Source organism: Citrobacter meridianamericanus (genome assembly GCF_041320245.1).
GTDB classification, from domain to species: domain Bacteria; phylum Pseudomonadota; class Gammaproteobacteria; order Enterobacterales; family Enterobacteriaceae; genus Citrobacter; species Citrobacter meridianamericanus.
In genome coordinates this window covers 677,370-690,405 of sequence record NZ_CP101036.1, presented here as the reverse complement: position 1 = coordinate 690,405, position 13,036 = coordinate 677,370, and the positions used below count along the sequence as shown (strand labels likewise).

The 13,036-nt window shown below is 53.1% G+C and carries 11 protein-coding genes; 6 read left to right on the top strand and 5 right to left on the bottom strand.

Annotated features, from left to right (window positions below; all coding sequences use genetic code 11):
- Window positions 1–8 precede the first annotated feature (8 nt).
- The 3 genes from dhaT to NMD08_RS03305 are packed head-to-tail and all read left to right on the top strand — an operon-like array spanning window position 9 to window position 2,073.
- Entirely contained in the window at window positions 9–1,172 is a 1,164-nt protein-coding gene (gene dhaT, locus NMD08_RS03315) for a 1,3-propanediol dehydrogenase (RefSeq protein ID WP_151217794.1), read from the top strand.
- 16 nt (window positions 1,173–1,188) lie between these two features.
- Window positions 1,189–1,542, top strand: coding sequence for a glycerol dehydratase reactivase beta/small subunit family protein (locus NMD08_RS03310; protein WP_151217795.1), 354 nt, complete (start codon window positions 1,189–1,191; stop codon window positions 1,540–1,542).
- Window positions 1,543–2,073 carry a cob(I)yrinic acid a,c-diamide adenosyltransferase gene (locus tag NMD08_RS03305; RefSeq protein WP_151217796.1) on the top strand — a complete coding sequence of 177 codons (531 nt, stop codon included), beginning with the start codon at window positions 1,543–1,545 and terminating at the stop codon, window positions 2,071–2,073.
- Here NMD08_RS03305 and dhaR read toward each other — a convergent pair.
- Together dhaR and NMD08_RS03295 are read right to left on the bottom strand one after the other, a co-directional pair.
- Window positions 2,051–3,976 (bottom strand): dihydroxyacetone kinase operon transcriptional regulator DhaR, encoded by a 1,926-nt coding sequence (dhaR, locus tag NMD08_RS03300; RefSeq protein ID WP_210905412.1) that lies wholly within the window; start codon window positions 3,974–3,976, stop codon window positions 2,051–2,053. The genes NMD08_RS03305 and dhaR overlap by 23 nt on opposite strands.
- A gap of 91 nt (window positions 3,977–4,067) precedes the next feature.
- Entirely contained in the window at window positions 4,068–5,165 is a 1,098-nt protein-coding gene (locus NMD08_RS03295; RefSeq protein ID WP_032940746.1) for a glycerol dehydrogenase, read from the bottom strand.
- Window positions 5,166–5,727: 562 nt separating this feature from the next.
- Here NMD08_RS03295 and NMD08_RS03290 point away from each other — a divergent pair.
- Window positions 5,728–7,386, top strand: a complete 1,659-nt coding sequence (locus NMD08_RS03290) for a glycerone kinase (protein ID WP_151217799.1) — start codon at window positions 5,728–5,730, stop codon at window positions 7,384–7,386.
- A 44-nt stretch (window positions 7,387–7,430) separates the two neighbouring features.
- Here NMD08_RS03290 and cfa read toward each other — a convergent pair whose 3' ends face one another.
- Window positions 7,431–8,585 (bottom strand): cyclopropane fatty acyl phospholipid synthase, encoded by a 1,155-nt coding sequence (gene cfa / locus NMD08_RS03285; protein WP_187259049.1) that lies wholly within the window; start codon window positions 8,583–8,585, stop codon window positions 7,431–7,433.
- Window positions 8,586–8,652: 67 nt separating this feature from the next.
- On the opposite strand from cfa, the gene NMD08_RS03280 reads away from it, so the two are divergent.
- Entirely contained in the window at window positions 8,653–9,501 is an 849-nt protein-coding gene (locus tag NMD08_RS03280) for an AraC family transcriptional regulator (protein WP_187253288.1), read from the top strand.
- On the opposite strand, the gene NMD08_RS03275 is transcribed toward NMD08_RS03280, so the two are convergent.
- The gene (locus NMD08_RS03275; RefSeq protein ID WP_370619506.1) at window positions 9,498–10,280 is read right to left on the bottom strand and encodes a siderophore-interacting protein; all 783 of its coding nucleotides are present in this window, start codon (window positions 10,278–10,280) and stop codon (window positions 9,498–9,500) included. The genes NMD08_RS03280 and NMD08_RS03275 overlap by 4 nt on opposite strands.
- A gap of 236 nt (window positions 10,281–10,516) precedes the next feature.
- On the opposite strand from NMD08_RS03275, the gene NMD08_RS03270 reads away from it, so the two are divergent.
- The gene (locus NMD08_RS03270) at window positions 10,517–11,281 is read left to right on the top strand and encodes a PadR family transcriptional regulator (protein WP_370619504.1); all 765 of its coding nucleotides are present in this window, start codon (window positions 10,517–10,519) and stop codon (window positions 11,279–11,281) included.
- A 52-nt stretch (window positions 11,282–11,333) separates the two neighbouring features.
- On the opposite strand, the gene NMD08_RS03265 is transcribed toward NMD08_RS03270, so the two are convergent.
- Window positions 11,334–12,854 (bottom strand): methyl-accepting chemotaxis protein, encoded by a 1,521-nt coding sequence (locus NMD08_RS03265; RefSeq protein ID WP_370619502.1) that lies wholly within the window; start codon window positions 12,852–12,854, stop codon window positions 11,334–11,336.
- Window positions 12,855–13,036: the final 182 nt, after the last annotated feature.

The window sequence follows — 13,036 nt, the reverse complement described above, 5'->3', positions numbered from 1 at the left end:
GGTATATTATGAGCTATCGTATGTTTGATTACCTGGTGCCAAATGTGAACTTCTTTGGCCCGAATGCTATTTCCGTTGTCGGCGAGCGCTGCAAATTGTTGGGTGGTAAAAAAGCGCTGCTGGTTACTGATAAAGGTCTGCGAGCGATTAAAGACGGCGCGGTAGATAAAACTCTCGCCCATCTGCGTGAAGCCGGTATTGAGGTGGTGGTTTTTGACGGCGTTGAACCTAACCCCAAAGATACCAACGTGCGCGACGGTCTGGAAGTCTTTCGCAAAGAGCATTGCGATATCATCGTTACCGTCGGCGGCGGTAGCCCACATGACTGCGGTAAAGGTATCGGTATCGCGGCGACCCACGAAGGCGATCTCTACAGCTATGCCGGGATTGAAACCCTGACCAATCCACTGCCGCCGATTGTCGCGGTGAATACCACTGCCGGTACCGCCAGCGAAGTTACCCGCCACTGCGTGCTGACCAATACCAAAACCAAAGTGAAGTTTGTGATTGTCAGCTGGCGCAACCTGCCGTCAGTCTCCATTAACGATCCGTTGCTGATGCTCGGCAAACCCGCACCACTGACCGCGGCGACCGGGATGGACGCCCTGACCCACGCCGTGGAAGCCTATATTTCCAAAGATGCCAACCCGGTCACCGACGCCGCCGCTATCCAGGCGATCCGCCTGATCGCCCGTAATTTACGGCAGGCCGTGGCGCTGGGCAGCAATCTGAAAGCACGTGAGAATATGGCCTACGCTTCGCTGCTGGCGGGCATGGCCTTCAACAACGCCAACCTCGGCTACGTTCATGCGATGGCGCATCAACTTGGCGGTCTGTACGACATGCCGCACGGCGTAGCGAATGCCGTACTGCTGCCGCACGTGGCACGCTATAACCTGATCGCTAACCCGGAAAAATTTGCCGACATCGCAGAGTTTATGGGCGAAAACACTAACGGACTCTCAACCATGGATGCGGCCGAACTGGCGATTCACGCCATCGCTCGCCTCTCTGCTGACATCGGCATTCCGCAGCATCTGCGCGATCTGGGCGTCAAAGAAGCCGATTTCCCCTATATGGCGGAAATGGCGCTGAAGGACGGCAATGCCTTCTCCAACCCACGCAAAGGGAACGAGAAAGAAATTGCCGGGATCTTCCGTCAGGCATTCTGATAACGCAGGGGACGCCATGTCACTTTCATCACCGGCCGTACATCTGTTTTATCACTCACGCTGGCAGGATACTCACGTGCTTGATGAGCTGTGTTGGGGACTGGAAGAGCAAGGCGTTCCTTACCGGGCAATCTGTTGCGACGATCATGACTGCGCGCTGGCGCTGGGCCAACTGGCGGCCAAAAGTTCGACGCTACGCGTGGGGCTCGGCCTCAATAACGCGGGTGATATTGCCTTAACCCATGCCCAGTTGCCCGAGGATCGGGCGCTGGTCTGCGGGCATATCTGCGCCGGGGCTGTCCGGATCCGCGTGCTCGGCGCCAATGCCGGTCAACTGGTTAAAGTGCTTCCTTTCAGCGAGATAACATAAATGTACCGCATCTACACCCGAACCGGCGATAAAGGCACCACTGCGCTATATGGCGGCAGCCGCATCGACAAAGACGACATCCGCGTTGACGCCTACGGCACCGTGGATGAACTGATTTCCCAGCTTGGCGTCTGCTATGCCAGCACGCGCCAGGCCGAGCTACGCCAGGAACTGCACGCCATACAGAAGATGCTGTTTGTACTTGGAGCAGAGCTCGCCAGTGATGAGCAAGGACTTACCCGCTTAAAGCAGCGTATTGGTGAAGAGGATACTCAGGCGCTGGAGCAGCTTATTGACCGTAATATGGCGCAAAGCGGCCCGCTCAAAGCGTTTGTTATTCCGGGGAAAAACCTGGCCTCGGCACAGCTACACGTTGCGCGAACCCTGGTGCGTCGGCTGGAGCGGATCCTGATCGCGATGGACAGAACCCTGACGTTACGCGATGAGGCCAAACGTTACATCAACCGACTGTCGGATGTGTTGTTTTCGATGGCCAGAATCGAAGAAACTACTCCAGATGTTTGCGCTTAAACTGACTGGCATCGATGTCGTACTGCTTCATCTTGCGCCACAGGGTGGTGCGACCAATATTCAGCAGCTGCGACATCTCCTGCACGCGCCCGCTAGTGACGCGGGCGGCGTGGATAATCGCCTCTTTTTCGATGGCGGTAAATGTCAGGCTGGCTGGCAGCAGTGAAGATGCCGTCTCCAGACCAGGGCGTTCGGCAAACAGATAATCCGGTAGATTGCTCAGCCGAATATGACCGTTTTCACTGCTGATGGCGATATTTTCGATAATACTGTTCAGCTCAAAGTCATTGCCCGGCCACGAATAGGCCACCAGTTGCGCCAGCGCGTCGTCGTCAATCTTCAGGCTGGTTGAAAAGCGTTTTTTCAGGCTATTCAGCCGCGTAAAAATCAGCGAGGGAATACTACTGCGCCGCGCCCGCAGCGGTGGGATGACTATCTCAAAAGAGTGCAGCGCATAATACAGCTGACGGCTAAAGCGGTTTTGTTCCACCAGATTAGCGAGATCGACCGTGGTGGTGGCAATCACTTTCACATCCACCGGAATCAGCCGCCGGGCATCCAGGCGGGTTAAAACCCCCTGCTTAATCACCTGTAGCAGCGCGGATTGCAGCTCCGGCGCTAAATACTCAATTTTTTCCAGAAACAGGGTGCCGCCATTGGCCAGTTCAAGACGACTCAACCGACCGTTCTCATCATCGGTAGGCGCGCTGCCCATAAAATCCTGACCCAGCACGCTGTTGGCATACAGCTGGCAGTTCACGGCGATATACGGCCCGCTGGCGCGTTCGCTTTCATTGTGAATAGCCTGGCTCAACAACTCTTTACCGACCCCCTCTTCCCCACACAGCAGAATCGGGAAGCTCCCCCGCGCTGCCTGACGACCGAAATGGATCAAGCGCCGGGTTTCCGGATCGTCTGTCGACATCTGCTCAAAGGTATGGCTCACCTTGCCGAGCTGGCTGGTCATCAGTTGACGCATTTGTTCAACCGGATGCAGCAACAGAATAAAGCTGTTGCCCTGCTCTTCAACAATCGGCTTCAGGGTAATGACGGCATCAACAAACTGATGCTGACTTTCAAAGGTGACTTCGACGTGATTCAGGCCGCGGGCATGTTTGATCGCCCGACGCAGCAGCATGGGCAGATTGAGCAGGTCGTTAATATTTTTCCCCTGACTGGCCTGCGCGTCGAGATGCAAAAGCAGCGCCGCTCGCGCATTGAGGAACTGCAATACGCCCTGTTCGTTCCAGGCCATCACGCCATCATCCATGCTTTCCAGCAGTCCGTACATTTGGTTCAGATGACGATTGGATTCAGCCAGCAGACTGTCGGTCAGTAAAGAGTTACCGACTTCTCTGGCAATCGCCAGCGTCAGGGATAAATCAGAAACGCACTCATGCTCTACCAGACAGCACAGCGAGATAGAGCCAAACAGTCGACCATGGTTATCGAATACCGGCGTCGAGCAGAACGACCACGGATGCAACGCCTGCTTAAAGTGCTGATCGCCAGAGGTTTTTGTCGGCTGCCCCGGCATCGTCGCCAGCGACAGCGCACAGCTGCCAATAATGCTTTCCGCACAGTAACTGCCGTCGCGAAACCCGAGCTCCGCCAGTTGTTCCACCGTCTGCGGATCGCCGCAACGGCTGAGAATACAGGCCGACTCATCCAGAATCAGCAGCGCGCACGGACGGCCGTCCATAAATTCCCAGGCATCTTCCAGCGCGGCCTGGGCAATCGTCAGCAGCGCCGTCTTGCGACGACAAATCGACTCAAAGGTCAGCCCCTGCGCCTGATGCGGTGCCTGCCAGGTTTCCCGCTGCATAAACTTGCTGCAACGATGCCATGACTGGGCAAGAACCGAAGAGACTTCCTTCCCGATGCTATGCGTGTGCGCCGTCATATCCCTTTCCGCTGTTTTACCATAGACAACCCCTCCGGCAGAGACTGTCAGAGGGGGAGAAGATGTCGGATAAAAACTTACCGACGACTGATTAACGCGCCAGCCACTGCTGTCCCAGCAGGTCTGCCGTCAGAATAGCGGCATGAACGCTTTCAGGCGTCACCGGGAACGGCATATTGTGTATGGTTTCACCTTCTGCGCAGGTCGCTTTGGCCACGGCCATAATCTTGCCGTCGATGTCATCTTTCACGCCCATTTCCGCTAACGTTACCGGCAGACCGACTTTCTGACAGAAATTCAGTACGGTTTCGATCTCTTCCATCGGGCTGTTTTGCAGCACCAACTGCGCCAGCGTACCAAAGGCGACTTTCTCACCGTGATACAAATGGTGGCACTCTTCCAGAATTGTAAATCCGTTATGAATAGCATGCGCTCCCGCAAGACCGCTGCTTTCAAAGCCGATGCCGCTGAGGTAAGTGTTCGCTTCGACAATACGTTCCAGCGCGTCGGTCACCACGCCAGCCTGCGCGGCAAAGCGTGCCTTTTCGCCTTCCGCCAGCAGGGTATCATAGCACAGGCGCGCCAGGCTCAGCGCCGCCACAGTGGACTGTCCGCCCGCCATGCTGGTCGCTCTGGCGTCATAACAGGCTTTCGCTTCAAACCAGGTCGACAGCGCATCACCCATCCCGGCCACCAGCAGACGGACCGGCGCTTTGGCAATGATTGCGGTATCCATCACCACCATATCCGGATTTTTCGGGTAGATCAGATACTCTTCAAACTCACCAGCTTCGGTGTAGATAACGGACAGCGCGCTGGTTGGCGCATCGGTAGACGCAATAGTCGGGATCACCACCACCGGCAGCTTCTGGTAGTAACCAATCGCTTTAGCGGTATCCAGCGTTTTTCCACCGCCAATCCCAACCACGCCACGGCAACCGTGCTGTTTCAGAATGGCAATCAGGCGATTAATTTCGACATGGCTGCATTCCCCGTTGAAGCGTTCCGCATGACAGCTAATATCGTGGCTGTGCAGACCGTTGAGTACTTTCTCTCCCGCCAGCTTCATCACGAAGTCATCCGCAATCACGAAAAAGCTGTCCGCCAGATTTTTAGCATATTGACCAAATAAGGTGGAAGCGTCAGGACCCTGGAGATATTTGGCTGGAGATTGAATAACTTTTAGCATTCCTTTCATCCTCAAATAAGTACATGTTTTTACATGGTGAGCCCTGGCGTTAACCTGTTAGGCCGAATGCTGACGGCGAAAACGGGAGGTACCGGAGCGATGCAATAACTGTATGGCGAGGCGTACACAAAAAAATCTTTCGTCTTTTTGTTCTGATATGAAACAGATAAAAACCACGAACGTTCCAGATTGGAACGCTTATCCACAAAAATGATAAGGTTTGCGATCCCGATCCGTTCATTTCCCGCCAAATCTCCGGCAATCACCAATCCCACTTTCCCTTTTACTCACTTCGCTGCATTTAAAACCGACAAAAAAAGGCCGACTACACCGTATGACCTGTACTTTTGGCAGGAAAAAAAAGTCGAGCAAGCTCGCATTGCGATGATTCCCTAACTTTTTAAGTTTCATTTCGAAACAAAAAATAACGATGACGTTCCGTAATGAAACTCATTTTAGCGTTGTTTTTTTCCACGCTGAGTTCGCCAGAATCTCTCCATCGCCTCCGCACCATGGTTACACATTCGGGGGTTTGTCTTTCACTCAACCTCGAGGAGTCGTTATGTCTCAATTCTTTTTTAACCACCGTACCCATCTCGTAAGCGACGTCATCGACGGCACGATTATCGCCAGCCCGTGGAATAACCTTGCGCGTCTGGAAAGCGATCCAGCCATCCGCATCGTGATCCGTCGTGACCTCAACAAAAATAATGTGGCGGTCATTTCTGGCGGCGGTTCAGGACACGAACCCGCGCACGTTGGTTTTATCGGTAAAGGGATGCTCACCGCTGCGGTCTGCGGAGATGTGTTCGCCTCTCCGAGCGTAGATGCGGTACTGACCGCTATTCAGGCGGTGACCGGTGAGGCTGGCTGTCTGTTGATCGTGAAAAACTACACCGGTGACCGCCTTAATTTCGGTCTCGCCGCCGAGAAAGCACGTCGCCTTGGCTATAACGTTGAAATGCTGATTGTCGGCGACGACATCTCTCTGCCGGATAACAAACACCCGCGTGGCATTGCGGGAACCATCCTGGTGCATAAAATCGCAGGCTATTTCGCCGAACGCGGCTACAACCTCGCCACCGTCCTGCGTGAAGCGCAGTACGCAGCCAACAACACTTTCAGCCTGGGCGTCGCCCTTTCCAGCTGCCATCTGCCGCAAGAAACAGACGCCGCACCGCGTCATCATCCTGGTCATGCGGAGCTGGGGATGGGCATTCACGGCGAACCGGGTGCTTCGGTTATCGACACGCAAAACAGTGCGCAAGTGGTGAATTTGATGGTGGATAAACTGCTGGCGGTCCTGCCTGAAACCGGTCGTCTGGCAGTGATGATTAACAATCTTGGCGGCGTGTCCGTGGCCGAAATGGCCATCATTACCCGCGAACTGATCAGCAGCCCACTGCATCCGCGTATCGACTGGTTGATTGGCCCAGCTTCGCTGGTCACCGCGCTGGATATGAAAGGTTTTTCACTTACGGCCATCGTGCTCGAAGAAAGCATCGAAAAAGCGCTACTCACAGAGGTGGAAACCAGTAACTGGCCAACCCCGATCCCACCACGAGAAATCAGTTGCGTACCGTCATCTCAGCGCAGTGCGCGCGTGGAGTTTCAGCCTTCGGAAAACACCCTGGTAGCCGGGATTGTGGAACTTGTCACCGCAACTCTTTCCGGTCTGGAGACACATCTGAATGCGCTGGATGCCAAAGTTGGCGATGGCGATACCGGTTCGACCTTTGCCGCCGGCGCGCGTGAGATTGCCAGCCTGTTGCATCGCCAGCAGCTACCGCTGGATAACCTTGCCACGTTGTTCGCGCTGATTGGCGAACGCCTGACCGTGGTGATGGGCGGTTCCAGCGGTGTGCTGATGTCGATCTTCTTTACCGCCGCCGGACAGAAACTCGAACAGGGCGCTAACGTTGCCGAGGCGCTGAATACGGGTCTGGCGCAGATGAAGTTCTACGGCGGCGCTGATGAAGGCGATCGCACCATGATTGATGCACTGCAGCCGGCCCTGACGTCGCTGCTCGCACAGCCACAAAATATGCAGGCCGCATTCGACGCTGCGCAAGCGGGTGCCGAACGAACCTGTCTGTCGAGTAAAGCCAATGCGGGGCGCGCATCTTATCTGAACAGCGAAAGCCTGCTCGGCAATATGGACCCCGGCGCGCACGCCGTAGCGATGGTGTTTAAAGCCCTGGCGGAGGAGATGGTGAGCTAAGTTTTAATCAATGCCTGATGACACAAGCGTCATCAGGCAAAACGTTAACGGTAAACGCGAATCCCACCTTCCACGCCGCGGCTAAACAGCACCTGCCAAAGTTCGATATCTCTGGCGCGAAAAGCACCGGCGCAGGCGCATAAATAGTAATTAAACATTCTTCTGAAGGTGGCGGAATAACGTGCTGACAGCTCCGGCCATGCCTGATTAAAACGCTCGTGCCATGCCATCAGCGTTTTATCATAATCGCTGCCAAAATTATGCCAGTCTTCCATCACAAACCGTGATTCGCTGGCCTCAGCAATATGGGAGATCGCCGGTAAGCAGCCGTTCGGGAAAATGTATTTATTGATCCACGGATCGACGCTCATCCCCTTTTTATTGCTACCAATGGTATGTAACAGGAACAGCCCATCCGGTTTTAAACAACGGTCGGCGATGCTGAAATAGGTGTCGTAGTTTTTCGGCCCTACATGTTCAAACATCCCCACGGAAACAATGCGATCGTAGTGTTTATCGAGGTCGCGATAGTCCTGCAGCAGAATATTAACGTCCAGCCCTTCACAGCGCTGCTGGGCCATTTTCTGCTGCTCTTTGGAGATAGTAACGCCTTCTACCACCACACCGTAATGACGCGCCGCATATTCCGCCAGCCCGCCCCAGCCACAACCGATGTCGAGTAAACGCATACCCGGTTTAAGTTGCAACTTCTCACAGATCATTTTTAATTTGGCATTTTGCGCATCGTCTAATGTGGTCGCGTCTTTCCAGTAACCGCAGGAATATTGCATATGCGGATCAAGCATCAACGCAAAGAGATCGTTACCAATATCGTAGTGCTCTTTGCCGACAATCCACGCGCGGCTGCGCGACTGCAAATTAAACAGGCGCGCACTGGCAATACGTAAAATATCTTTCAGATTACCCGGCATCTGCTGGTCAAGTTTTGCTTTGAGGATTTTGCAGAACAGAATATCGAGCCGCTCGCAGTCCCACCAGCCTTCCATATAGCTTTCACCAAGCCCTAACGAGCCTTGCTGCAATACTCGTTTAAAAAAACCAGCATGATGAAGTTGAATGTCCCAGGGACGGGAGCCATTAATCCTGATATCTGCTTGCGAAAGCAGCTCTTTTCCCATTCGGGTCCAGTTATCATTTGTTTCATTGACGATGACAGCATCTGAACAAAGCGAGTTCATGGTATTTACCAAAAGTGGGCTAAAAATTCTTACGCAAGATTATTATGGAAAACAGGGTGTATGTATTATGATCTGCGGACAAGATCTATCGAGCAGCGGCCACACCACCGGGAGCATTGACGATTTATTTATGGAAACTCTCGCGCAAAAACAGTGGAACTTCTTCCCGGATAACTCCATGGCGGAACTGCCGCAGGACGTGTATTTTCGCTCCTATGTATTAGAAGCCAACCACCATGTTCCGCCGCATTCACACTCTTTTATGCAGTTCCATTTCGCCCGCAAAGGCAGTATGCGTATTGATGTTGCCGGCAAGTGCTGGATAATCCCGGCGCACTATGGCATCTGGATCCCCAATAATACGGAGCATGCAGTTTGGGCTCTGGATGATGTGTATTTAGAGAACCTGGATATTAAACCGGGCTTTCTTGAAGCGCGCATTAATGAATGTAAAGTGGTCGCTATCAGTGATTTCGCCAGAGAGTTTATTCATTACGCCACGAATTTAGTTTCGGGGCATTATGATAGCCACTCCAAAGAGGGCAGACTGGTGAGCGTGCTGGTCGACATTATTCTGCAACTCCCGGAAGTCGCTTTTGTATTACCCTGGCCGCAGGATCGCGAATTAACCAAAATATGCCGAACCATACAAGAATCCCCCGCTCTGGAGCATTCGGTTGAATACTGGGCACATCATCTGGGTATGTCTGCCCGAACCTTTTCACGCCATTTCAAAAAAGAAACTGGATTGCCTTTCAGCGTCTGGAAACAAAAAATGCGTATTCTGGAATCCGTATTAATGCTGAAAAAAAATAAAAGCGTGACCGCCGTGGCGCTCGACGTAGGGTATTCAAGCACCGCGGCATTTAGTTATGCCTTCCGCCAGGCATTTGGCGTCCCGCCGTCTAGTTATTAATCTGCCGCTTTACGCTGATGCCAGTAGGCTGCCGCACGCACCCGTTGAGGGTCAAACGCCTCGGTTTCAAAGCGAGCACTCAGGTTTTTTACCACCTTGCCTTCACCAGTGATCCAGATGTAATAATCATCTGTGGACACGGCTAGTCGCGATAAGCGTTCATTCACTACCTGCGCGTCATGGCCGATAAACCACTCAATAGTAAATCCGTCGAGATGGGCAAGATAATCCTGGTACGCTGCATCCTGCACGCTGACCAGCGCCGTGACGTTTGGACGTACCGCTAAGCGGCTGAGTGACTCCAGCCGTCGGCGCAGCGCGGGCATTCCTGATTCATCACACACGTAAACCTGATACGCATAATCCTCTGGCACCACCAACGAACCGCGCGGTCCGCCGATCGTCAGCTTGTCACCCACGCGGGCATTCATCGCCCATGTGCTCGCCACTCCACCGTCATGCATATAAAAATCCAGTGCCAGCTCATGGCGCGCTTCGTCATACAACGGCGTGTAGTCACGGGAGAGCGGACGCACCCCGTCGGCCCAGACGATGCCCTCATCAGTGACTACTGGCGGCACGAAATGGCAGCCCGGTTCCGGGAAAAAGACCTTGGTGTGGTCATCAAAGCCGTGCGAGCTAAAACCGTCCAGAGCGTCACCGCCCAGTACGATGCGCTGAAAGCCCGCGCTAACACGTTCAACGCGCAGGACGGTAAGTTCACGGAAGCGCAATTCATTGCGAACGCGCTGCGGGTAGCGTGAGGTGTTTTTTGTCATTTTCTCGCCTTTAAAAAGATAATACGATATATCTAAATTTATTTTTAAATGATAATGATTGCTAATCACAAGGATTGCAAGCACTTTTTTGATATAGCCACACTCTGATTAATCACCTTCAAAGACCAAATAAAAATACCTGAAAATCAATAAATTAAAAAAAACCAAACTAATGATATTGCAAGAGCATTATTTTTAGATATAAATTAGATATATCTAAATAACATCAGGAGACGATGATGAAAAACCATCATGAAGGTTGCTGCAAACATACAGAGCACCAACACGAAGGCTGCTGCAAACATACAGAGCACCAACACGAAGGCTGCTGCAAAGGTGAAGGACATCACCATGAAGGCCGCCACAACGAGCACCACGCAGGCTGCTGCAAAGGTGAAGAACATCGCCATGAAGGCCGCCACAACGAGCACCACGCAGGCTGCTGCAAAGGTGAAGAACATCGCCATGAAGGTTGTAATAAAGCACACCACCCTGAACAGGGTTGCGGACACCGCCACGGTCGCGGCGGCGGTCGTCGCCAGCGCTTCTTCGGTCACGGAGAATTACGCCTGGTGATTCTGGATATCCTGACCCGCGACGCCAGCCACGGCTATGAGCTGATAAAAGCGATTGAAACCCTGACTCAGGGTAACTACACCCCGAGCCCGGGCGTTATTTATCCGACGCTGGACTTCTTGCAGGATCAGGAGCTGATCACTATCAGCGATGAGGAAGGTGGGCGTAAACAGATTGCGATCACCGCCCTGGGCCAGCAGTGGCTGGATGAAAACCGTGAGCATCTGGACCATATCCACGAACGGATCAAAGCCCGCTGCGTGGGTTTTGAATTGCGCAAGAACCCGCAGATGAAACGCGCGCTGGAGAACTTCAAAGCCGTGCTGGACCTACGGGTCAATCATGGTGATACCAGCGATGCGCAAATCAAAAAAATCATCGGTATTATCGATCGCGCTGCGCTGGATATTACCCAACTGGATTAATCTGCTCAGCAGGCGAAACCCATTCCCCTGGATTTCGCCTGCATTGTGATTCTTAGTGCAGAACCGTGACTGCGTCTTCCAGACGCCCCGCGCGATGTTTCACCATCGCAGAAATTTGGGCGCTCTCTTCAACCAGTTCGGCGTTTTTCTGCGTAATGTTGCTCAGTTCATTCACCGCGCGGGTCAGGCTGGAAAGACCATCCGACTGTTCCAGCGTTGAGTGGCTGATTTGGGCGATCAGTTGAGTCACGTTTTGCACCTGCGCCACAATATCGTCCATCGTGCGCCCTGCGGCGTGAACCTGGTCGGATCCGGACTGCACCTTATCGGCGCTGGCATCAATCAGCTTGCGGATATCATTGGCTGCACTGGCGCTGCGGCTGGCAAGATGACGAACTTCTCCCGCCACCACGGCGAATCCTTTCCCCTGCTCACCCGCCCGTGCGGCTTCAACGGCGGCGTTCAAAGCCAGAATGTTGGTCTGGAAGGCAATATCGTTAATCAGCGTGGTAATGGTACCAATCCGCTGGGTGCTGTTGGCGATGTCGTCCATGGTTTTGATGACGGTATCCATCGCCTCACCACCGTGTGTCGCCGCGCTGCTGGCGGCGATGGAGAGCTTATCTGCCGCGGCGGCGGTCTGTGAGTTTTGTTTCACCGATGCCGCCATCTGGTTCATGGTCGCCACCGTTTCCTGCACGTTCTCAACGGTCTGCTGCGTATGTTTGTTTAAATCATCGCTACCTTTCGCCAGCGTTTCGCTGTCGCTGCGCACACAACTCACCTGGCTGGAGACATCATGGATGAGCCAGCGGCACATTAGCCCCAGTTGCCCGACCGCTCTAAGCATCAGACCCAGTTCATCACTGCGGTTAAGATGCGACACGCTGTTTCGCTCACCGGTCGCCACTTTCAACGCCTGACGAGCGACATTCTCAATAGGGCACACAATCTGCCATTCGAAAATCGCCGTTCCCAGCATCATTACCAGCGCACTCATCAGCAGTAACGACCATTCCGCGCCCATTTGTTGCAACGCAGCCGCCAGTACAATAAACATGAACGCCATTACACTGCGCACCCGCCAGCGAATCGGCAGTGCCGGGAGCTTCCCCAGCCAGCCTTTACGTACCACCAGTCCTTTATGGATACGTCGGTTGCAACGCCCTTCATTCAGCGCCTTATATAAAGGCTCTACCGTCGCAATTTCCTCGTCAGTTGCCCGGGTACGAATCGACATATACCCGGTTACATGTCCTTCCCTCACCATCGGCACCGCATTGGCTCTCACCCAGTAGTGATCGCCATTCTTACGCCGGTTTTTCACAATCCCGCTCCATGGCTCGCCCTGTTTCAGGGTGTACCACATATCCGCAAACGCCGCTTTTGGCATGTCCGGATGACGAACCAGATTGTGCGGCTTATTGAGCAACTCATTCAGTTGATAGCCGCTGACCTGAACGAAAGTGTCGTTCGCATGGGTAATATAGCTTTGTAAATCGGTGGTCGACATGAGGGTGATATCATCATCCAGCGGTGTATTTTGCTGACTAACGTAGGGATGAGAAGACATGATTGCGTCCTGTGCAGGTTATCTGGTTGTTAACTCTTTCGGCTTATGTTATTTCGGCGATAATTTTTTTATCTTTAGTTGTTAAATTTGATTTAGATCGCAATTTGCGATTAAACCTCAAAATCTATACGCATTCTAATCCATTGATTTAAAATACTTTCAATCAGAAACTATTCCATTGC